Annotated in this window: 19 protein-coding genes; 10 read left to right on the forward strand and 9 right to left on the reverse strand. The window is 70.4% G+C overall.

Going from position 1 to position 21,441, the window contains the following annotated elements; genetic code table 11:
- Positions 1-1,819: protein kinase (locus D7V80_RS08750; protein WP_120587722.1), on the forward strand; the 1,819-nt coding region annotated here is incomplete at its 5' end.
- Positions 1,820-1,852: 33 nt separating this feature from the next.
- Here D7V80_RS08750 and D7V80_RS08755 read toward each other — a convergent pair.
- The gene (locus D7V80_RS08755; RefSeq protein ID WP_120587723.1) at positions 1,853-2,206 is read right to left on the reverse strand and encodes a hypothetical protein; all 354 of its coding nucleotides are present in this window, start codon (positions 2,204-2,206) and stop codon (positions 1,853-1,855) included.
- Positions 2,207-2,485: 279 nt separating this feature from the next.
- On the opposite strand from D7V80_RS08755, the gene rplU reads away from it, so the two are divergent.
- From rplU to D7V80_RS08785, 6 genes are all read left to right on the forward strand, one after another.
- Positions 2,486-2,794: a 50S ribosomal protein L21 gene (gene rplU / locus D7V80_RS08760; protein ID WP_014394222.1), complete on the forward strand. Its 309-nt coding sequence runs from the start codon at positions 2,486-2,488 to the stop codon at positions 2,792-2,794.
- Positions 2,795-2,840: 46 nt separating this feature from the next.
- Positions 2,841-3,116, forward strand: a complete 276-nt coding sequence (rpmA, locus tag D7V80_RS08765; protein ID WP_014394223.1) for a 50S ribosomal protein L27 — start codon at positions 2,841-2,843, stop codon at positions 3,114-3,116.
- A gap of 128 nt (positions 3,117-3,244) precedes the next feature.
- A complete protein-coding gene (gene obgE / locus D7V80_RS08770) occupies positions 3,245-4,612 on the forward strand; it encodes a GTPase ObgE (RefSeq protein ID WP_120587724.1) in 1,368 nt (455 codons plus the stop codon).
- A 4-nt stretch (positions 4,613-4,616) separates the two neighbouring features.
- Positions 4,617-5,300 carry an RNA methyltransferase gene (locus tag D7V80_RS08775; RefSeq protein WP_120587725.1) on the forward strand — a complete coding sequence of 228 codons (684 nt, stop codon included), beginning with the start codon at positions 4,617-4,619 and terminating at the stop codon, positions 5,298-5,300.
- 81 nt (positions 5,301-5,381) lie between these two features.
- Positions 5,382-6,170: an outer membrane lipoprotein carrier protein LolA gene (locus D7V80_RS08780; RefSeq protein WP_120587726.1), complete on the forward strand. Its 789-nt coding sequence runs from the start codon at positions 5,382-5,384 to the stop codon at positions 6,168-6,170.
- 15 nt (positions 6,171-6,185) lie between these two features.
- Complete coding sequence (locus tag D7V80_RS08785; RefSeq protein WP_120587727.1) at positions 6,186-7,604, forward strand: hypothetical protein; 1,419 nt, start codon at positions 6,186-6,188, stop codon at positions 7,602-7,604.
- A gap of 83 nt (positions 7,605-7,687) precedes the next feature.
- Here D7V80_RS08785 and rimO read toward each other — a convergent pair whose 3' ends face one another.
- Genes rimO through D7V80_RS08805 form a run of 4 tightly spaced genes read right to left on the reverse strand, consistent with a single transcriptional unit; the run spans position 7,688 to position 12,419 of the window.
- A complete protein-coding gene (gene rimO, locus D7V80_RS08790) occupies positions 7,688-9,088 on the reverse strand; it encodes a 30S ribosomal protein S12 methylthiotransferase RimO (RefSeq protein WP_370452473.1) in 1,401 nt (466 codons plus the stop codon).
- A gap of 33 nt (positions 9,089-9,121) precedes the next feature.
- The gene (locus D7V80_RS08795; RefSeq protein ID WP_120587729.1) at positions 9,122-10,237 is read right to left on the reverse strand and encodes a hypothetical protein; all 1,116 of its coding nucleotides are present in this window, start codon (positions 10,235-10,237) and stop codon (positions 9,122-9,124) included.
- Positions 10,238-10,252: 15 nt separating this feature from the next.
- Positions 10,253-10,750 (reverse strand): YajQ family cyclic di-GMP-binding protein, encoded by a 498-nt coding sequence (locus tag D7V80_RS08800; RefSeq protein WP_014394230.1) that lies wholly within the window; start codon positions 10,748-10,750, stop codon positions 10,253-10,255.
- A gap of 28 nt (positions 10,751-10,778) precedes the next feature.
- A complete protein-coding gene (locus D7V80_RS08805; protein WP_120587730.1) occupies positions 10,779-12,419 on the reverse strand; it encodes a ribonuclease J in 1,641 nt (546 codons plus the stop codon).
- Positions 12,420-12,572: 153 nt separating this feature from the next.
- On the opposite strand from D7V80_RS08805, the gene D7V80_RS08810 reads away from it, so the two are divergent.
- From D7V80_RS08810 to D7V80_RS08820, 3 genes are all read left to right on the forward strand, one after another.
- Positions 12,573-12,971 (forward strand): BlaI/MecI/CopY family transcriptional regulator, encoded by a 399-nt coding sequence (locus D7V80_RS08810; RefSeq protein ID WP_120587731.1) that lies wholly within the window; start codon positions 12,573-12,575, stop codon positions 12,969-12,971.
- On the forward strand, positions 12,968-14,560 hold the full coding sequence (locus D7V80_RS08815; protein ID WP_120587732.1) for a M56 and MltD domain-containing protein: 1,593 nt from the start codon (positions 12,968-12,970) through the stop codon (positions 14,558-14,560). Before D7V80_RS08810 ends, D7V80_RS08815 begins: the two co-directional genes overlap by 4 nt.
- Before the next feature lie 109 nt (positions 14,561-14,669).
- Entirely contained in the window at positions 14,670-15,470 is an 801-nt protein-coding gene (locus D7V80_RS08820; protein WP_120587733.1) for a hypothetical protein, read from the forward strand.
- 4 nt (positions 15,471-15,474) lie between these two features.
- On the opposite strand, the gene D7V80_RS08825 is transcribed toward D7V80_RS08820, so the two are convergent.
- The 4 genes from D7V80_RS08825 to D7V80_RS08835 all read right to left on the reverse strand — a co-directional run bounded on the left by D7V80_RS08825 (position 15,475) and on the right by D7V80_RS08835 (position 21,366).
- Positions 15,475-18,297: an AAA family ATPase gene (locus tag D7V80_RS08825; protein ID WP_120587734.1), complete on the reverse strand. Its 2,823-nt coding sequence runs from the start codon at positions 18,295-18,297 to the stop codon at positions 15,475-15,477.
- 90 nt (positions 18,298-18,387) lie between these two features.
- Positions 18,388-18,930 carry an HNH endonuclease gene (locus D7V80_RS08830; RefSeq protein WP_014394236.1) on the reverse strand — a complete coding sequence of 181 codons (543 nt, stop codon included), beginning with the start codon at positions 18,928-18,930 and terminating at the stop codon, positions 18,388-18,390.
- Positions 18,931-19,134: 204 nt separating this feature from the next.
- Positions 19,135-19,293 carry a hypothetical protein gene (locus tag D7V80_RS41715; RefSeq protein WP_158616577.1) on the reverse strand — a complete coding sequence of 53 codons (159 nt, stop codon included), beginning with the start codon at positions 19,291-19,293 and terminating at the stop codon, positions 19,135-19,137.
- A 99-nt stretch (positions 19,294-19,392) separates the two neighbouring features.
- Positions 19,393-21,366, reverse strand: a complete 1,974-nt coding sequence (locus D7V80_RS08835; RefSeq protein WP_120587735.1) for a S9 family peptidase — start codon at positions 21,364-21,366, stop codon at positions 19,393-19,395.
- Positions 21,367-21,441 lie beyond the last annotated feature (75 nt).

The raw sequence follows: 21,441 nt of genomic DNA on the forward strand, positions 1-21,441 counted from the left end.
GTCCGTCTACCTGGCCGAGCACGTGTCCATTGGCAGCCGCGTGGCGGTGAAGGTGCTCCACGAACACCTGACGCGCTACCCGGAGCTGGTGCAGCGCTTCCACGCCGAGGCCCGGGCGGTGAACCTCATCGGGCACGAGAACATCGTCAGCATCTTCGACCTCAACGCCACGGCGCCCCGTCCGTACCTCATCATGGAGTTCCTGGAGGGGGCGCCCCTGTCGGCGTGGGTGGGGACGCCCATGTCCGCCGGGGCGGTGGTGCCCATGCTGATGCAGGTGTGTGACGCGCTGCATGCGGCGCACGCGCGGGGCATCGTCCACCGCGACCTGAAGCCGGACAACATCTTCCTGGTGAAGCGCGGGCGGGGGATGCCGTTCGTGAAGGTGCTCGACTTCGGCATCGCGAAGCTGGTGGACGCGAGCATGCCGGAGACGGTGGCGGGCATCATCGTGGGCACGCCGGAGTACATGGCCCCGGAGCAGTCCCTGAGCCGGCGCCTGGACGGCCGCGCGGACCTGTACGCGGTGGGCGTCATCGCCTACCAGCTGCTCACCGGGCGGCTGCCCTTTCCCGACGAGGGGCTCACCGCCCAGCTCGTGGCGCACCAGACGCGCACGCCCCCGGCCCCGCGCTCCATCTGCCCTTCGGTGCCGGCCGCGCTGGAGGCGGTGGTGCTGCGCGCGCTGGCGAAGACGCCGGAGGAACGCTTCCCCCACGCGCTCGCCCTCAGGGCCGCGCTGGAGCAGGCCCTCGCCACGCGGCCCCCGTCGCCGCGCGCGGCCGTGGGCGGTCCCCGTCCCATGCAAGCCGGATCCACCCCGGGGACTCCCGTCACCGGGCCCCGGCGCACCCCGCCGCTGGCCCCGCCGGGCGCGTCCGGGGGAAAGACACTCCCGTTGCCCGTGCAGGTGGTGCTTCAGCCGGGAGCCCAACCCCGGGCCTTCACGGGGTCGGACCTGTCGCGCGGCGGTGTGTTCCTGCACGCGACGGGGGAGCTGCCTCCGCTGTTCGCCCAGGTCCAGGTGGTGCTGCCGCTGTCCACGGGGCCGCTGTCCGTCACGTGCGAGGTGGTGCGCCACGTCTCGCCCGAGCAGGCCCAGGCCTGGAGCATGCGCCCGGGCTTCGGCGTGCAGTTCGTCGCGCCGTCCGCCGCGCTGAAGGCCCGCGTGGAGCAGCACCTCGCGAGCGCCACGGCCTCTCCGCTCCCCGCGCCCCGGGAGCTTCCGGACGACGCCGAGGCCGAGCGCGTCCTGGCGATGTGGCGCGGACAGCTGGCGGGGGAGGGGACGCACTATGCGGTGCTGGGGCTTTCACCGGACGTGGAGCTGGAGTCCGCACGGGAGCGGGCGCGCGAGCTGTGGGGAGCCCTGTCCGCGCTGCGGCAGCGGTCCCTGTCGCGCGGGCAGCGCTCGCGCCTGGAGTCCATGCTGATCCGCGTGAGGGACGCGGGCGACACCCTGGGCGTGCCGCTGCGCCGGGCCCGCTACGACGCCCGGCTGGGCAATGCCCGGGGCGTGGCGCGGTGCCTGGAGGCGGGCCTGACCGCGGTCCAGGCGGACGCCCTCCGCCGTGAGTACCTGGCGGAACAGCCCCGGGCGGTGGGCACCGCGCGGGTGCACTTCCTCACCGGCAACGCGCTGGAGCGCGACGGCCAGCTCCAGCGGGCCCTGGAGTCCTACGAGCGGGGCCTGGAGCTGGACCCCCTGGAATGGGAGTACCACCAGCGCCGCCGGGTGGTGGACCGGGCGCTGGGCGCGCGCCTGTCGGGGCCCCGAAATGAAAGAGCCCGATTCCCTGGGGAGGGAACCGGGCCCTGACGGTGCTTCCGGCGATTCAGCCGGAAGACGTGACTACTCGCCCCCGCAGGCCGCGCTCACGCCATCGAGCTTGGCGTTGCACTTCGAGAGACGCTCCGCGAACGCCAGCTGCTCGGTCTGGGTCTTGTCGTTGCAGCCCTTGACGTCGTTCATGCAGGTCACGAACGCGTCCAGCTTGTCCTTGTCCGAGTCGCTGCAGTCGTCGAGCGACTCCTTGCAGGACTCGATGTCCTCGTCCGTCGGCTCCTGGAAGCCGGTCGTGGGCAGGCCACACTCCTCGACCTTGTCGATCAGGCTCTCAAACGCGTCCGCGGTGTCGTCGCAAATGTTGCCGCCGCAAGCGGTGAGCGAGGCCATGGCCGCCAGACCGAACAGGATCTTCTTCATGATGGTTCTCCCCCTCAGGGATGAGGTACAGGTACAGGTGGAAAGCAAGCGGCGCACATCCTAGCGAGCGCTCGGTTGCGGTCCAGTCGACTTTATTCCGGGAATTCTATTCAAAAGCAAATAGGGAGCCTGGGGGCGGGCTGATCCGCCAACTGCCTTGACTCCCCCCCGGGATTCTCGTAAGTCCCGCCGTCTTTTAGCGCGCCGGCCGGTCCTCCGTCCGAAATGCGCGTTGGATTCCATGGGTTGAACCAACCCGAAGCTGACAGGGGTTCGACGATGTACGCAGTCATTCGCACGGGCGGAAAGCAGTACCGCGTCGCCGAGGGCGACGTTGTCCGGATCGAGAAGATCGCCGGTGACATCGGCGCTGAGGTCTCGTTCACCGAGGTTCTCCTGCTGGGCGGCTCTGAGAGCCCGAAGGTGGGCCAGCCGACGGTGGCGGGCGCGAAGGTCGTGGGCAAGGTGCTGGCGCAGGACAAGCACCGCCGCGTCCTGCACTTCCGGAAGGAGAAGGAAGGCTGGACCCGTCGCCGTGGCCACCGCCAGCCGTACACCGAGGTGAAGGTCACCTCGATCTCCGGCTAGTCGCTTTTCCGGGCATTCCCCACACGAACTTCAAGGAGCAGGTGTCATGGCCCATAAAAAAGGTCAGGGTTCTTCGCGCAACGGGCGTGATTCCAACCCGCAGTACCGTGGCGTGAAGGTGTACGGCGGTGAGACCATCACGGCGGGCAGCATCCTCGTCCGTCAGGTCGGCACGGTCATCCACCCGGGCACGAACGTGAAGCTCGGTCGCGACTTCACCCTCTTCTCGACCGTGGACGGCGTGGTGAAGTACGAGCGCCTCGGCCGCGACAAGAAGAAGGTGTCCGTGTACCCGGCCGCCGCCGAGCAGGCGAGCGCCTAGTCAGTGGCCTCGGGGCAACCCGGGGCACGGCTTACCGAGCGGGTCGTTCCCGGTCCTTCCGTTCCCGTTGGGAACGGGCGGATGCGAGGACGGCCCGCTTTGTGTTTTTCCAGGAGGGCGTTCGCCCCATGAAGTTCGTCGACGAAGTACGCATCTACGTGAAGGCAGGAGACGGCGGGAACGGCGCCGTGGCCTTCCGGCGTGAGAAGTTCATCGAGCGCGGCGGCCCCAATGGCGGGGACGGCGGCAATGGCGGCTCCGTGGTGTTCGTGGCGAACCCGCAGCTGACCACGCTCCTGGACTACCGCTACCAGCAGCACCACCGGGCCAAGAGCGGCGAGCACGGCATGGGCAGCGACTGCAACGGCCATGGCGCCGAGGACCTGGTCCTCCAGGTGCCGGTGGGCACGCTGATCCGCAACGAGCAGACGGGCGAGCTGCTGGTGGACCTGAGCGACCCGGGCCAGCAGTTCGTGGCGGCCAAGGGCGGCCGGGGCGGCCTGGGCAACATGAACTTCGCCACCTCCACGCGCCAGACGCCGCGCTTCGCGCAGGACGGCGGAAAGGGTGAGGAGATCACCCTGCGGCTGGAGCTGAAGCTGCTGGCGGACGTGGGCCTCCTGGGCTTCCCCAACGCGGGCAAGAGCACGTTCATCTCGCGGGTGAGCCGGGCGCGGCCGAAGGTGGCGGACTACCCGTTCACCACGCTGGTGCCGAACCTGGGCATGGTCCAGTACAAGGACAACCTGTCCTTCGTCATGGCGGACATCCCCGGCATCATCGAGGGCGCCAGCGAGGGCGTGGGCCTGGGCCACCAGTTCCTGCGCCACGTGGAGCGCTGCAAGGTGCTGGTGCACCTCATCGACATGGGCGCCGAGGGCGAGGGCCGCAAGCCGCTGGACGACTTCAACATCCTCAACACGGAGTTGAAGAAGTACAGCGCGGAGCTGGCCAGCAAGCCGCAGGTGGTGGCCGCCAACAAGCAGGACCTCACGGAGGGCCGTGAGCGGCTGGGGCCCTTCACGGAGGCGCTGCGCCGCCGGGGCATCCGTGTGTACCCGGTGTCCTGCGCCACGGGCGAGGGCATGCAGGCCCTGATGGACGCGGTGGCGGAGGTGCTCTTCACCGGCAGCACGGACAAGCTCCACGTCGAGATGCCGACGGAGAGGTCCGCCTCCAAGGCGCCGGCGAAGAAGGCTCCGGCGAAGAAGGCTCCGGCGAAGAAGGCGGTGGCCAAGGCCCCCGTGAAGAAGGCCGCCGCGAAGAAGGCCGCGAAGCAGGCGGCGCGCAAGGGGCCGGCGAAGAAGGCTTCGGCCAAGAAGGCCGCCGCGAAGAAGGCTCCTGCGAAGAAGGCCGCCGCGAAGAAGACTCCTGCGAAGAAGGCCGCTGCGAAGAAGACCTCGCTCAAGCCGGTGGCGAAGAAGGCCGCCCGCAAGGCCCCGGTGAAGAAGGCCGCCCGCAGGGCCCCGGCGAAGAAGCCCGGCGGGAGGCGCTGAGCCGATGGCTGGTGGAGGCCCCCGCTACGAGAAGTTCGAGCGCGAAGGCGTCGAGCCGGAGCAGTTCCTGCTCGACGTGCGGAAGGAGAAGATCGACCGCGTCGTCAGCCAGCGCACGCGCAACTTCGTGGTGGTGCTCGACCGGCTGGAGGACAACTTCAACATGGCCGCGGTGCTGCGCACCTGCGAGTCCATGGGCGTTCAGGAGGTGCACGTCGTCATCAACCCGGAAGCGCCCTTCATCCCCAACCTGCGGGTGGCCCAGGGCTGCGACAAGTGGTTGGACGTGCACCTCTACAAGACGTTCGCGGAGTGCCGCGAGCACCTGAAGGGGCGGGGCTTCAGCCTCTACGCGTCGGCGCTGCGCGAGGGGGCCACCAACCTCTACACGCTGCGCTTCGACACGAAGTTCGCCATGGTGTTCGGCAACGAGCGCTATGGCGTCAGCGACGACGTGCTCAACGGCGTGGATGGCACCTTCTGGGTGCCCATGAAGGGCTTCAGCCAGAGCCTGAACATCTCCGCGGCGGCATCCGCCAGCATCACCCGGGCGATCGCCTGGCGGGACGAGCACCTGGCGGGGGGCTCCGGAGATCTGACGCCCACGGAGGCCCAGGAACTGCGGGAGCGCTTCTACCTGCTGGGCGTGAAGCAGCGGAAGCGTCTGGTCAAAGCCACACAGCGGTGAATGCCGGCCCCCCGGGGGCCGTCCGGATGCGGTAGATGGACCCTGCGGGCGCCCTGGGTGCCCGCTCCGGAGGCGCACGCCATGTTGCTGGAATCCCTGCTCTTCACGCTCCTCACGCAGGCCCCCACCACCGCGCCCGCGCCGAAGCCCGCGGCCGCCGCCAAGGCCCCCGCCGCCGCTCCCAAGGATGCCGGCACGGCCGCCATGCCCCCCGCCGCGAAGCAGGGCGACGCGAGCGTGGCCGCCAATGCCGCCAAGCCCACTCCGAAGCCGATGGCGCCCGAGGTGAAGACGCTCGTGGACCGGATGCAGGCCTTCTACGAGAAGACGGGCGACTTCAAGGCGGGCTTCAAGCAGGACTACAAGTACAAGGCCTTCCGCCGCACGCAGACGTCCACGGGCACGGTGACCTACAAGAAGCCGGGCCTGATGCGCTGGGAGTACGAGAACCCGTCCAAGCGGACCTTCGTGCTCGCGGGCAACAAGGTCTACATGCACGACCCTGAGGCGCAGACGCTGTCGGTGGCGGCCATGGACACCAGCCAGCTGTCCGCGTCGGTGACGTTCCTCTTCGGCCAGGGGAAGCTGGCGGACGAGTTCGCCATCACCAAGGGCGACTGCAAGGACTGCAAGGGCACGCTGCTGGTGCTGGATCCGCTGAAGAACGAGCCCCGCTTCCGCCAGGTGCGCCTGGAGGTGGACCCCTCGACGGCGCAGGTGCTCAAGAGCACGGTGGTGGATCCGGACGGCAGTGAGAACACCATCGCGTTCCTGGACCTGAAGACGAACGTGGGCATCTCCGCGGACAGCTTCAAGCTGAACCCGCCCGAGGGCACCCGCGTGGACGACTTCACCAAGAAGGCGCAGTAGGACGGGCCGCCCTCCATGCGTGGCGTGCTGCTGGCGGGATGCGTGCTGCTGGGCGCGGGGTGTCACTCCGCCGCGCCCGCGGGCCCTTCACGTCCCACGAGCCTCGCGGGGCAGACGCTGCCCCTCCTGTCGTCGCCCTCGCTGCGGCTGACGGTGGCGGGGCGGTTGGGAAGCCGGGCCGTGCCGGTGGTGCTGGACGTCACGCGGCCGCTGTCGCTCGTGTCCTCCAGCTGCTTCGGCGGTGAGCCGCCCGTGGCCGCGGGGACCGCGCGCGTGCCGGAGTCCTCCGGAGGCCATCGCTCCTGGCCGGAGGTGCCGGCCCCGCCGGTGACGGTGGGCCCGGTGGCGCCGCCCCTGCGCACGCTGCTGCTCTCCGGTGAGACGGGCTGCTCGGTGACGCTGGGGCAGGACGTGCTGTTCCCGTATGCCCTCACGGTGGATCCGCTGCGCCGCGAGGTGACCTTCACCGCTTCACGTCCCCGCGAGGCCTACGACGCGGAGCTGCGCGCGACGGACTCGGTGCGCGAGTCCCACGTGGTGGAGCTGAGCCGCGAGCCGCTGGGCGACTGGCCGCTCCTGGCCGTGCAGGTGACGCAGGGCGGAGCGAGCATCACCGGCCCCTTCGTGCTGGGCACGCGCGAGCCCTTCTCCCGCCTGGCGGTGGACCCCGCGCTGGGGCTGGGGCTTCAGCCGCTGGAGACGGCCGCGGGCCTGCCGCCGCGCACCTTCGTGGTGGACGCGGTGGAGGTGGCCGACGGCCTGGGCGTGAAGCCGCTGGTGATGGAGGCCGCGGGGCGCTGGCCGTCGCAGAGCAGCCTGGGCCGGCTGGGCCCGGACGTGTGGGGCCGCTTCACCGCCACCGTGGACGCGCAGGGTGGGGCGCTGGTGCTGCGCAGGCCCCACGTGCGCACGCCCGAGGGCGGAGGCCGCCAGCAGTGCGCGGGCGAAGGTGGCGCGTTCAGTGAGGAGGCCTGCTACGGCATCTTCGTGCGCGCGGAGCCCGACGGCGCGGTGGCCCTCTCCGGCGAGGTGTTCCGGGACGTGCCGGAGGGCGTGCGCCTGTACGTGGAGCCTCGGGGCGCGGAGGGTCAGCGTCTGGAGACGGGCTGTCAGGTGGGCCTGAGCTTCCCGACCACCACGCGCGGAGCCAACACCCAGCACCGGCTGCCCTGGGCCTCGCTGGCGAAGACCCTGCCCGCGTGCCACGCCGCGCTCCAGGGCGCGAAGAGCTACGCCGTGTCGCTGGTGGAGGAAGGGCGTCAGCCCGAGTGCCCCACGACGTGCGCCTTCGTCACGGAGTCCGCGTCGCGGCGCACCGTGTGCGAGTGCCAGCCCACGCCGCTGGGCGAGGGCGTGGCGGTGCCGACGAAGGGCTCGGGCCCGCAGCCGCCGCCCGTCGAGGAGCGCGAGCTGGAGCCCGAGGATCCGAAGTAGGGCCCACGAACGGCTCGGGCCCGCGACCGCCTCCGGGTGGGAGGACGGGGCGGGCCCGGGGTACGGCCTTCGTTCGTGACGGACTACTCCGGCCGCGGCTCCGGCGGACGCGCCAGCGCCTTCAGCGGCACGGGCGCGGGATGGGCCTCGCGCGGGGTGTGCTCGCGCTGCTTCGGATCCGGACGCTCCACCACGCGGGCGATGAGGTCGTAGTCGTGCGCCTCCGTCACCTCCACGGTGACGAACTCGCCCGGGTACGCCAGGCCGTCGTTGATGTAGACCTGCCCGTCGATTTCCGGCGCCTGGCCCTCGTGGCGGCCCACCAGCAGGTGCTCGGACTCCTCGCTGGGGCCCTCCACCAGCACGGTGAGCTTCTGGCCCACGAGCTTCTTGTTCTGCTCGCGGTTGATGCGCTTCTGGATGGCCATCACCTCGCGCCAGCGGCGCTCGATGGTCTTCGCCGGGACCTTGTTCGGCAGGTCGAACGCGGCGGTGTTCTCCTCGTCCGAGTACTGGAACACGCCCAGGCGCTGGAAGCGCTGCTCCTTCACGAATTCCTTCAGGAGCTCGAAGTCCTCCTCCGTCTCACCCGGCAGGCCGACGATGAGCGAGGTGCGCATCACCAGGTTCGGCACGCGCTCGCGCAGCTTGCCCAGCAGCTTCTTGAGGAACTCCGAGTTGCGGCCGCGCTTCATGGACAAGAGCAGCTTGTCGCTGGCGTGCTGCACCGGCATGTCCAGGTACTTGGCGATCTTCGGCTCGGTGGCGATGACGTCGATGAGCTCGTCCGGGAACACGCGCGGGTAGGCGTAGTGCAGGCGGATCCACTTCACGTCCACCTTCACCAGCTCCTTGAGCAGCTCGTGGAGCTTCGGCTTGCCGGGCAGGTCATGCCCGTACGCCGTCAGGTCCTGCGCGACGAGGTTCAGCTCCTGCACGCCGCTGTCCGCCAGGTTCCGCGCCTCCGCCACGATGTCCTGCACCGTGCGCGAGCGCTGGCCGCCGCGCAGCGTGGGGATGATGCAGAACGCGCAGGCGTTGTCGCAGCCCTCTGAAATCTTCAGGTACGCCGTGTACTTCGGCATCGAGTTGATGCGCGGCGTCTCCGCGTTGTGGATGTAGTCCGGATCCGGAATCACCTGGCGCGGCGTGGCCTCCGCCGCCAGCAGGTCGCCAATCTGGGCGTACGCGCTGGTGCCCAGGAAGTGGTCCACCTCCGGCATCTCCTGCGACAGCTCCTGGCCGTAGCGCTGGGACAGGCAGCCGGTGACGACGAGCGTCTTGCACGCGCCCGACTTCTTCAGCTCCGCCATCTCCAGGATGGAGTCCACCGACTCCTGCTTCGCAGGGCCGATGAAGGCGCACGTGTTGACCACGATGACCTCGGCCTGCGAGGCCTCCTGCACGAGCGAATAGCCGCGCGTGCGCAGCGTGCCCAGCATCACCTCGGAGTCCACCCGGTTCTTCGGGCAGCCGAGGGTCATCATGTACAGGCTCTTGGTCTCTTCCACGCGCGTCTACCGCTTTCCCAGTTGCGTCCGCTCGAAGTGGTCCGCACTCCAAACGAAGTTGATGATGGCGCCGTTCGAGTAACCGATGTTCAGCGCCCCGTCTTCTTCCAGCTCCACCGAGGTGGCGCGACCCAGCGCACAGGTGGCGGCCGGCCAGTCGAGCACCCGCTGGGCTGTCTTCCCCGACACCACATAGAGCCCCATGCGGAGCTCGTCATCGGAGTCGCATTGACCCTCGACGGCATAGGGATTCTTCCCAGTGAGCACGGTAACGACCGGCCGTCCGTCCGGCAGGCTTAATGTTTCCGGCAGGTTCACGCCCATCTTCGACGCGTCCACCGCGTTGGGCGCCACCAACTCGCGCAGCGAGCCGGGGGTGAGGGGCGCGTCGCCCTGGGCCCAGTTGGGGTAGCTGAGCACGCCCCAGCCCAGCCAGCCGGTGGGGGCCGCCTCCAGGGCGGTGACGTTCTCCGGGGGCTTCAGCTTGAGGTTCTTGCGCGCCTCGTCCGGCAGGCGCAGCGCCTCTCCCTCCGGCATCGTGCCGCCCTTGCAGTTGGACACCGGCACCACCTTGGCGCCCACCTGGTCCTGGTCCTCGTAGGTGATGCAGAGGTCCATGACGAGCGGATCCACCGCGGGGAAGCGGGGCAGGGCGCGCACGGGAATCATCGCCACCACCGACAGCGTGTCGCCCTGGCGGTGCACGGCGGCGTTCACCAGGCCCTGCGCGAACTTCGGCGTGCCGCTGTCCGCCCCGGAGGTGCGCTGGCCGTCGAAGGCGAAGCGGTAGGTGTAGCCCGTGGCGGTGGGCCCCGAGTCCGGGAAGTAGAGCGTGAGGGTGATGACGTCACCCGCGAGCAGCTGGTTGTCCGTGGCCTCCACGCCCACGAAGAGCGTGTCCTTGCGCCAGCCCACCCGGGCGGAGAAGTTCGCGGTGGCACCCTCGGTGGACAGCGGCTTGAGGACCAGCGGCGAGCCGAAGTCCTTGAGCCCCTTCTCCGGCCGGGGCGCCTTCTTGAGCACGGGCACCGGCTTGCTGGGCCGGGGCGCCGCGCCCTGCGCGAACGCGCCGGTGGCGAGGAGCAGACAGAGGGGCAGGGGGGCCAGACGGGCGGCGTGCATGGCGAAGGGGCGCCTCTAGTCGCGGAAGTTGGTGAACTGCATGTCCAGGCTGAGGCGGTCCTGCTCCTTGCGGAACAGCGCCATGGCCTCCTGCAGGTCGTCCCGGTTCTTGCCCGTGACGCGGAGCTGATCCGCCTGGATGGAGCCCTGCACCTTGAGCTTCGACTCCTTGAGGACCTTGATCAGCTCCTTGGACTTCTCCACCGGGATGCCCTGCTGGAGCTTGATGGGCTGCTTGACGTTGGACAGGCCCGTCTTTTCGATGTCGCCGAACTCCAGGACGCGCAGGCTGATGCCGCGCTTGGCCAGCTTGCCGAGCAGGACCTCCTTGGCGGCCTGGAGCTTCTCCTCGCTGTTGGTCTTCAGCGTGAGCGCGGAATGATCCGGGGCGATGTCGATTTCGGCCTTCACGCCCTGGAAGTCGTAGCGGGTGCTGAGCTCCTTGCGGGTCTGATTGACCGCGTTGTCGAGTTCAGCCAGATCGATCTTGGAGATGACGTCGAAGGAGGGCATGGGGGGACCTTTCGCGCCCTTAACATACCTACACCCGGACGACCAAGGGCACCACCAGGGTCCGCCGGGAGGTGTGCTGCTTGAAGGCCCGCTTCACCGCCTTCGTGAGCTCCTCCCGGACCAGGGCGTCGTCCCCCCGGAGCAGGGGGTTGAGCTCCTCGAAGAAGGCCCGCGCGTCCTGGGCCACCCGGGCCAGCACGCCCTGCTCGTCCGGGCTGAGGCCCTGGCCGGACAGCTGGGGCCCCGCCACCAGCGCCTGGGTGTCGCGCCTCAGCACCACCGCCGCGGCCACCACACCCGTCTCCGCCAGCCGGTTGCGCTCCACCAGCGTCTCCGGCGTCACCACGCCGTCCCCGGAGCGCTCCATCATGAGGCGCCCTGAAGGCACGCTGCCAGTGAAGCGGCCCCGTCCCTCCTCGAACGTCACCACGTCCCCGTCGTGGGCCAGCAGCAGGCCTTCCGCCGCCATGCCGGCTTCGCGCGCGGTGGTCAGGTGTCGGTGCAGGTGCCGGACTTCCCCATGCACGGGGATGAAGTTCCTGGGGCGGATCAGCTCCAGCACCCGGCGCTGCTGGGGGCGGCTGGCGTGTCCGGAGACGTGCACGCCGGGCTCCACCTGCGCGTAGACGATGCGTGCGCCGCGCCAGTGGAGCTGGTCGAGCAGCGCGCCCACGGAGCGCTCGTTGCCGGGGATGGGCCGGGCGCTGACGATGACGGTGTCGCCGGGCTCCAGGCGCACGGGCCCGTCACCATTCGCCAGCTGGGTGAGGCCCGCGCGCGGTTCGCCCTGCGCGCCCGTGGTGAGCACCGCCACGCGGTGGGGCGCGAGCTTGGGCACGTTGTCCAGGTGCACGAAGAGCGAGTCGGGCACGTCCAGGTAGCCCATCTCCCGCGCCAGCTCCACGTTGCGCACCATGCTGCGGCCCTGGAGCGCGACGAGCCGGCTGGTGCGCTCGCACAGGTCCAACAGGTGCCGGATGCGGTGGAGGTTGGAGGAGAACTGGGCCACGACGATGCGGCCCTTCGTCTCGTGGAAGAGGCGCTCGAAGGTGGTCTGCACCACGCGCTCGCTGCCGGTCTCGTCCACGTGCTCGGAGTTGGTGGAGTCCGACAGCAGGCACAGCACGCCTTCGTCGCCCGCCTCGCCCCAGCGCTCCAGGTCCGTCTTGAGCCCGTCGATGGGGTCCGGGTCCAGCTTGAAGTCGCCGGTGTGGATGACGGTGCCTTCGGGCGAGCGCACGATGAAGCCCACCGCGTCCGGCACGGTGTGCGTCACGCGCGTGGCCTCCACGCTGAAGACGCTGCCCACGGGGAAGGGGGTGCGCGGCTCGATTTCGCGCAGGTCCGCCTTCACGCCCAGCTCCTCCAGGCGCTGCCGCGCGAGCGCGAGCGTGAAGCGCGTGCCGTAGATGGGGACGGGCACGTCGCCCAGCAGGTAGGGGAGCGCGCCGATGTGGTCCTCGTGCCCGTGCGTGAGGAGCACGCCCTTGAGCTGGGCCGCGTTGCGCTGCAGGTGCGTGAAGTCCGGGACGATGATGTCCACGCCGGGCATTCCCGACGAGGGGAACATCAGGCCGGCGTCGATGAGCAGCATCTCCCCACGGCAGGCGAGCACCATGGCGTTGAGGCCGATTTCGCCAAGGCCGCCCAGAGGGATGACGTGGAGCATGTGCCCGGGAGTCTAAGGGCCTGGCCCCTCCCGTGCGTGGGAATCCGCACACCCCACCACCGCGAGCCACTGCCCGCCTGCTTGACGGATTCAAACTAAAGGCTTAGTTGTATTTGAACTAAGGATTTAGTTCGAAGCCGGGAGGCCCTGCCCGTGACGAAGCCGCCGTCCGTCGAGGAGTCCAAGCCGCTCACGCCCGTGGAGCTGGAGCTGATGCAGCTCGTGTGGAAGCTGGGGGAGGTGAGCGTGGCGGACGTGCTCGCGGCGCTGCCGCCGGAGCGCAAGCTGGCCTACACGTCGGTGTCCACGGTGCTGCGCATCCTGGAGCAGAAGGGCGTGGTGCAGAGCCGCAAGGAGGGGCGGGGGCACCTGTACTCGGCGCGGCTGTCTCGCGAGGCCTACGAGGCCCAGAGCGTGCGCCACCTGGTGGCCACGGTGTTCGACGGGACGCCGTCGTCGCTGGTGGCGCGGCTGGTGGAGGCGGTGCCGCTGTCCGCGGAGGAGGTGGAGCAGATCCGCAAGCTGCTGGGCCGCAAGGGAGGCCGGGGATGAGTGCCCTTGTCCGGGACGTGCTGGCCGCGTACCTCACGGCGGCGGTGCTGGTGGCGGTGGGCTTGGGGCTCTTGCGCGCGGCGCTGGCGTTGGGGATGGAGCGGCGGTTGGACGCGCGGCAGACGCTGCGCGTGGGGCGGGTGACGCTGGGGCTGGCGGTGCTCCTGCCCTTCGTGGCGCTCGCGGCGCGGGAGTGGATGCCGTCGGCGCCGCTCTTCAAGTTCGAGCGTTCCCTGGCGGGCTACGCCGCGCCGCTGGTGCCTGTCGAAGCGCGGCCCGTGCTCGGCGCCGTGCCGGAGACGCGGTCCCCGGGCGCAGACCTGCCGTGGGCGAGGGTCGGAGTGGGGTTGGTGGGCGTGGGGGCGTTGGCGTTCCTGGCGTGGGAGCTGCGGCGGTATGCGCGCTTGCGGCGGAAGCTGGAGACGCTGCCCGTGCTTCGTCGCGTGGGCCGGGTGCGCGTGGTGCTGGGGGACGCGGCGGACGGCGCGTTCTCCGTGTGGTTTCCCGGCGGCGGCGCGTGGGCGGTGGTTCCCGCTGAGGTGTTGGAGGACTCGGAGGCGCTCCGGCTCACGGTGCGGCATGAGCTGCAACACCACCGGCAGCGGGACACGGTGTTTGCCTATGCGCGGCTGGGGTTCGACAGCGCCTTCTTCTGGAATCCGTTCGCTCGGGCGTTCTCGCGGTGGTTGGCGGAGCGTCAGGAGTTCGCCTGTGACGAGGCGCTCGTCACGGTGAAGCACGTGTCCGCGGAGGCGTATGCGCGGTGCCTGTTGCAGGCGTCGCTGCGTGTCCCTGCTGCCTTTTCCCTTCCCGCCGGTGTCACCGGCATGTCCCACCCCACCGTCAGGAGGATCCACATGCTGTTCCAGCCACGTCCCCGTAGCTCCGTGCGCACCCTGGGGCTGTCGTTGTCGCTGGCGTTGGTGCTCGCGCCGCTGGCGTTGTGGGCGCAGGGCACGGTGCGGGGGCGCGCGGTGTCGCTGGCGGAGGCCCGCGCGCTGGCGGAAGCGGGGCAGAAGGCGGGGGACCTGCCGGTGGTGGTGGATGCCGCCGTGGTCGAACAGCTCAACAAGTTCGTCACCACGCGGAAGGGCCGCGACTTCATGCGCAAGGCGCTGGCGAACCTCCAGGAGCACCGGGAGGCGATGACGGGCACGCTGCGCTCGCGCTCCCTGCCGGAGGGGCTGCTCGCGGTGGCGATGGTGGAGTCGGCGGTGAGCAACCTGCCGGAGACGTCTCGCGAGCCGTCGATGGCGCCGGGGTCGAGGGGCGCGGGCGTGTGGATGTTCATTCCGGAGACGGCGCGTCGCTACGGCTTGAAGGTGGAGGCGGGACGCGACGAGCGGCTGGACGTGGCGCGGGAGACGGAGGCCGCCGCGGCCCTCTTCCAGGCGCTGTATGCGCGCTACGGCGACTGGCGGCTCGCGCTCGCGGCGTACAACCAGGGGGAGGGCGCGGTGGACCGCGTCCTCGCGGAGACCGGCGTGCGCGACGTGAGCGAGTTGGTGCGCACCGGCAAGCTCAATGGCTACACCGCCACCGTGCAGGCCGGAGTGCTGCTGCTGCGCAACCCGCACCTGCTCGACTGAGCGTTTGTCCACCGCGCGGGGAATGTTCCCGCCACGCCCGGGTTCGGATGCGCGCCACCCTGCATTCGCGCGAGGATGGCGGCGCTCAGCGCCAGGGGTGGAAAAGGCCATGAAGATCGTCGCGCTCGTTCGTCCCGCGGGTGAGGTTCCGGAAGCCGCCCAGGTGCTCGCCGCCGCGGCGGGCATGGCCCCGGCGGAGGCCCGCATGCGGCTGGCCCCCGAGCCTCCCGCCCTGATTGCACGCCTGGCTCCCGATGCGGCGGATGCCCTGGTGAAGACCCTCCGGGACGCGGGGCTCGCGGCGCTCGCCATCGACGAGTCGGAGGTCGCGGAGCGCGTCACGGCTCGCACCGTGACGTTCGGCGCGGCGCAGGCGACGTTCACGCCTCGCGCGGGCGCGCCGCTCACCATGGCCTGGGAGGACGTGACGGTCATCCTCCGGGGCGCATCGTCCCTGCGCACGCAGAGCGAGCACACGGAGAAGACGACGAAGGTGGCGCTGGGCACGGCCCTCATCACGGGCGGCCTGAAGATGACGAAGACGGAGGAGAAGAGCGTGCGCGGCTCGCAGGAGGAGACGTCGCAGGTCGTCTTCGTCTTCGACCGCGACGGCAGGGGCGCCGTGCTGCCGGAGCTGGGCTTCGACTTCTCGTGCCTGGGGCCCGCGATGCAGCCGTCGCGCACCGCGAACATGGTGACCCTGGCGCGCCTGGTGCGTGAGCGTGCCCCGTCCGCGTTCTACGACGAGCGGCTGATGCGGCTGGGACGCCGGCCCTTGCCCTTCGTGCTGGGCGGGGCCGTGCAGGTGGTCAGCGGCGCGATGTCGCACTCCCGCATCAACACCGCGCAGGGCCTGGACGTGCTCGCGGAGGCCATGCGCCTGGGCGTGGCCCAGGGCGACCTGCCCTGACCGCTCAGGACATCGGCGTGGAGCCCTCCGGAGGCGGACGGGAAATCCACGCGGCGATGAACACATCCAATTCGCCTCGCATCACGTCCTTTACGCGGGGCGTCCCAGCGCCGGTGCGGGGATCCTCCACGCGCGCTCCCCGGCCCAGGAAGTAGCGGCGGGCCTCGTCGGTGCTGGCGCCCTGGCCGGCGACGACGCGCGCGGCGATGCCCTTGAGCTCGTCCAGCTCCCCGGCGCCAATGAGCGTGAGCACGCGGCCCGTGGCCTCGTCCTTCGCGGTGACCTCGTTGCGCACGCGCTGGAGGTACTCGCCCTCGCGGCTCTTCACCGGCCGGCCCTCCAGCACCAGCAGCTCCCGCTCCACCTCCTCCAGCGGCCCACCCCGGTGCACGCGCACGTACGCGCGCTGGCGCTTCTCGTCCTCCAGGCGGCGGTGTAGCCCCGCCTCTCCCGCGAGGAACCCATACGCTCCCGGTCCTGCGATGCGCACCACCACGCGCGCGGGGGCGTCCGCCTCCGCGACGGCGGTGGCCTCGTAGCCCCGGCGCTGCGCCCAGCCCAGGTACATGGTGGCCAGCTCCTGCACCCACACGTCCTGCAGCTCCGACGCGTCGCTGGCGCAGATGTCCACCAGCGCCTCGTTGTCCAACGTCGTGGCCCCGGCGGCCCGCAGCGCCTCTGCCATCTGGACCTCGCGCGCGACCTCCTCCACCTGCTTCGCGGCGGAGCCCAGCTGCATCTCGTTCTTCGCCTCGCGCACCAGCCGGCGCCCGAACTGGCACGCGGCCTCCAGGCGGTCCAGCTCTCCCAGCTGAGCCTCCACCGTGCGGAAGGCGCGGAGGACGTCCGCCGCGCGCAGCGAGTCGTCCCAGAGGTTGGGCGCCTGCGTCTCCGCGAGCAGCGCCGCGCGGCGTTCCTCCAACTCCGACCGTCCCGTGGACTCGGCGAGCGCGCGCGCACGGCCCACCAGCCGGTCCATTTCAATCAGCAGCGACTTGCGGTCCAGCCGGCGCTTCACCGCCGCGGCCTTCGGCGTGGGCAAGAGCAGCTGCGCCGTCACCTCTCGGGGCGGCGGCACGGGCTCCGCGACCGCGACCACGCGGCCTCCCGGGCGGGCCTCCACGCGCACGGGCGTTCCCGGCGGCAGCGGCCTGCGCGCAATCTCCACCGCGAGCGCCGCGGTGAGCGTCTTCTCGATTTCACGCTGCAGGTAGCGCGCGCCGAACTGCGGCGAATAGCCGCGCTCCACCAGCCGGTCCACCACCTCCGGCGTCACCTCCACGTCCAGGGCGCGGGCGCGGATGCCCTCGCGCTCCAGCACGCGGCCCACCTCGCGCTGGGCAATCTTGCGGATGTCCACGCGCGACAGCGGACGGAAGTGGCAGATGGCGTCGAAGCGGTTGAGGAACTCCGGACGGAAGGCCTCCGCGATGCGGCGGTCCACCTCCGACACCTGCTCCTCCGCGCGCTTGTGCGCGGCGAAGCCCAGGCCCGCCTCGCGGTACACCTCCGAGCCCACGTTGGACGTGGCCACGATGAGCGTGTTGTTGCACGACACCGCTTCGCCCGCGCCGTTGACGAAGGTGCCCTCGTCGAAGAGCTGGAGGAACCGGTCGTGCACGCTGCGCGCGGCCTTCTCGAACTCGTCCAGCAGCAGCACGGTGAACACCTTGCCGTCGAGCAGCGCGGACAGCTCACCCCGCCGCGTCTCCAGCGCCGGTGCCCATGAAGCGCCGAAGGGGACGCTCTCATCGCCGTCGTTCGGGTAGTCCGCCATGTTGAGGCGCACCAGCCTGTCCGCGGATCCGAAGAGGTACTCCGCCAGCAGCTTCGCCAGCTGCGTCTTGCCCACGCCCGTGGGCCCGGCGAAGAGGAACACGCCCAGCGGGCGGCGCGGGTCGTTGAGCCCCGCCTTGAGCAGCGCCACCGAGCGCAGCACCGCGGCCACCGCGTCCGTCTGGCCGAGCAGCCGCTCCCCGAAGAAGCGCTCCGTCTCCTCCAGGTCCAGCGGCATCGCGTCGTCCACGACGAAGCGGGGCAGGCGCGTGGCGGCGCAGAAGCGGGTGAGCACGTCCTCCGGCCCCACGTGGTCGCGCGCCACGCCCGCGGCCTCCGCCGCCGTCTCCTTGAGCAGCTCGATGGCCTTGCGCGGCATGTGCTGCGCCAGGAGGAACTTCGCGGACAGCCGCAGCGCCAGGTCGCACGCGGCCGGGTCGATGGGCAGCCGCAGCTCGCGCTCCAGCTCCTCCGCCACGCGGCCGACAATCCAGCGCGCCTTCTCCAGCGGAGGCTCGTTCAGCGGCAGCAGGTGGAGCCGCTCGGCCAGGGCCTCGTCGGCGCGCAGCAGCTCCTGCACGCGCTTGGGTTCGGTCTCGAAGATGAAGCGCAGGCCGCCGGTGCGCAGCGCGCGCACGGCCACCGGCGCCAGGGGGCCGCCCAGGGCCACCGGCAGGTCGCGGATGTAGACGATGGGGCAGGGGTGGCGGCCCAGGTGGGTGAGCAGCTCCTCGAAGGACTCCGCGGCCTGGCGCTGGGTGCTGCGCGCCAGGATGTTCGCGACGGACACCTCCACGAGCCGTGCCTGGGCCAGGTCTCCGTCCACGCGTCCTTCGGCGATGCGGCGGGCCACCTCCTGCACGAGCGCGCTCTTGCCCACGCCGGGCTCGCCCGCCAGCAGCGGGTGCTTGCCTCCACGCGCCAGGAGCCCCAGCACCTCCGTCACGGAGGTGTCCACGCCGTGGGCGGCCGGCAGCTTGCCCTCGCGCGCCATCGCGGTGAGGTCGCGGTCGATGAGCCGCTCCTGGTCTTCGTTCTTCCTCGTCGCCATGGTGTGGTCCGGAACGCCCCCTCGACGTGCGGCACTCTAACCGTTGCGGCGCGGAAGCGAAGTCCCGGCCCATCCGCGTGGGCCAGGACCTTACGCTTCCAGCTCCGTGTGCCAGTAGGCCACGTCCCTCAGGAACTTGCGCCAGGACAGGGGCAGGCCCTTCTCCATGAGGAACGACACGACCAGTGCGTCCGGCAGCCGCTTCGGCTTCGCGGGCACGGTGCGCAGCGTCATCCGCGCCTGCGCCGGGGTGCGGTTGCCCTTCTTCTGGTTGCAGGGCACGCAGGCGATGACGATGTTGTCCCAGCTCGTGCGGCCACCCTGCGCGCGCGGCAGCACGTGGTCGTACGTGGCCTCCGGACGGGTCACCTTGCGGCCGCAGTACTGGCAGCGGCACTGGTCGCGCTGGTAGACGTTCTCGCGGCTGAAGCGCACGCCGCGCGGGCCCTTCCACAGGGCTCGCACGAAGCGGATGACGGACGGCATGCGCAGCTCCACCGTCACCGAGCGGATGACGCGGTCCTCGTACTCCTCGACGACCTCCACCTTGCCCTGGACCAGCAGCATGACGGCGCGTTGCCACGGGATGCGTGCGACGGGTTCGTAGGACTGGCTCAGCACCAGCGTTTCCATGACACAGGGGCCTTTCGGGCGGGACAGGCCGCCAGGGAGTCGAACCCTGCTCGTCCGGATTTGGAGTTCGGACTGCACCCGGTGCGCGGCCTATGGGTGGGAAGCGGAAGGTGGGTGGGAGCCCGGACATGAAGAAGGCCGGGTCCCCGTTGTCGGGAGCCCGGCCTCCAGGGACATGCCGCGTCAGGGACGGGCGTGACGCCTTCAGGAGCCGGGCGAGGCGAGGCGAAGGGACGCGAAGCCCCGCCAGCGGCACGTGGAAGGAGCGGTCACCGGGCTGGGACGCGAGGCCGCGTCGATGCCGTGACCGGAAGGGTTCAGGTGCTTGAGGTTCATCGGGGCCTGCTTCATCGCCTGGCGCATCGGGACCGCTCCTTTCGCTCCCAGCGACGGACGCGGAAATTCAGTCCTGACAAGCAAGCAGGGCGGCAGGGAGCCTTCAGTGCGTCGCGGAAGCGCCCCTCAGGGCTTGGGGGACGTGGCGGTGGCGGGCTTCAGGTAGCGGTCGAGGAACGCCAGGACGCGCCGGTCCACCTCCGCCTCGTTCTTCTTCTTCTTGAAGCCGTGGCCCTCGTCGGGGAGCAGCAGGTACTCCACGGGCACGCCGTTCTTCTTCACCGCCGCGACGATGTCGTCCGACTCCGCCTGGAGGACGCGCGGGTCGTTGGCGCCCTGCACGACGAACAGCGGCTTCTGGATGCGCTCCGTGTGGAAGAGAGGGGAGGTCTCCCTGAGCATCGCCTCCTGCTTCTCCGGGTCGCCAATCTCCTGGAACATGGCCTGACGGAAGGCGCCCCACTCGGGCGGCATGCTCTTGAGCGTGCGCAGCCAGTTGGACACGCCGAAGACGTCCACGCCCACGTCGAAGGCGTCCGGGTGGAAGGCGAGCGCCGCCAGCACCATGTAGCCGCCGTAGCTGGCGCCGAGGATGCCCGCGCGCGAGCCATCCACGTACGGCAGGCTCGCCAGGTACTTGCGCGCCTCCACGCAGTCGAGCAGCGGATCCTTGCCGTGCTTCTGGTCGTCCGCCTTCAGGAACGTCTTGCCGTAGCCGGCGCTGCCCCGGTTGTTGATGCCCAGCACCACGTAGCCGTGGTTCACCAGGTACTGGACGAAGTTGTTGTAGCCCCGGCTCGTCTGGCCGCCGGGACCGCCGTGCACGTAGACGATGGCGGGGGCCTTGTTCTGCGCCGTCGCCTGGTGCGGCTTGAAGAGCAGGTTGGGGATCTCCATCCCGTCGAAGGACTTGAAGCGCACCACCTGCGCGTCCACCAGGTCCTCCGGGTCCAGCTCGCGGCTCATCGTGTCCGTCACGCGCCGGGTCTTCTTCGTGACCAGGTCCAGGACATAGAGGTTCGCGGAGGTGCGGTCCGTCTCCAGCTGGACCGCCAGCTGCTTCTCGTCACGGGAGAAGACGACGTTGGAGATCATCCCGGCGGGGAGCTGCGTCAGCGGAACCTGGGTGCCGGCCTTCACGTCGTGCAGGCGCACCTCGGTGCCGGCGTCCACGTTGATGATGGAGGCGCGGAACGCCCCCGAGCGCGAGAACCAGGTGCCGTAGATGTCCCAGTCCGTCTTCTCCACGTCCTCCCACTTGCCGGCCTCCTTCGCCGGGCGCACCACGCGTTCGAACTCCGAGCCGTCGTCCGTGATGACGTACAGCTCCCCGGTGACGGGGTGGATGTCCCCCACGCGGTAGCTGGCCGAGCCCGTGTGGGGCGTGAGGTTCTTCAGCGTCTTCGTCGCGACGTCGTAGCGCCACACGTTGCGGTCCGACGTGGTGACCGCCTCCTCCAGCGCCACCCAGCTCTCGTCCGGGGCCACGGCGGCGACGCCGAACCCCTTGTCGTTCTGGACCAGCAGCGTGCGCGCGCACGTCTTCGCGTCATGGCGGTACACGTCCATGGCGCCCGGGTCGCGCTCGTTGGTGGTGATGTAGAACGCGCTGTCGTCGTGACTGAAGCCCAGGAAGTGGGCCACGCCCTGCTTCATGGGCGTGAGGTCCTTCTCCTTGCCGTCCGGGGTGCGCACGTAGACGTGCGACTGCTCATCGCCGCCCTTGTCGCGCTCGAAGAGGAAGCGGCTGTCACGAGGGAAGGCCCCGACCACCCGGATGCTGTCCGTCTTCGAGCGCGTCAGCGCGGTGGGCTTGCCCCCACCCACCGGCACGCTGTGCGCGTTGAAGATGCCGGACGCGTTCGACGAGAAGAGCAGCTGCTTGCCGTCCGACGTGAAGACCGGGGCCACCACCTCCGTGGACCCCATGAACTGCTCCACCGTGTACTGCTTCGACGGCCGGGTCACCGACGCGCCCGTGGCCGCCTTCACCGCCGAAGCGGGCTTCGTGGCGGGCGGGGGGGCAGGGGGGGCGGCCCCCAGGAGCGGCAGGAGCAACGTCGGGGCAAGGAGACGGGACAGGGACTTCCACGCGGGCATGCGGGCTCCTGGAACGGCGGACCGGGGCACTCTGGGCCAAGCCCCGCCGGGTTCAACAGAGGAGGGCGACAAACC

It is taken from the genome of Corallococcus sp. CA054B (assembly GCF_003611625.1).
Lineage (GTDB): Bacteria > Myxococcota > Myxococcia > Myxococcales > Myxococcaceae > Corallococcus > Corallococcus coralloides.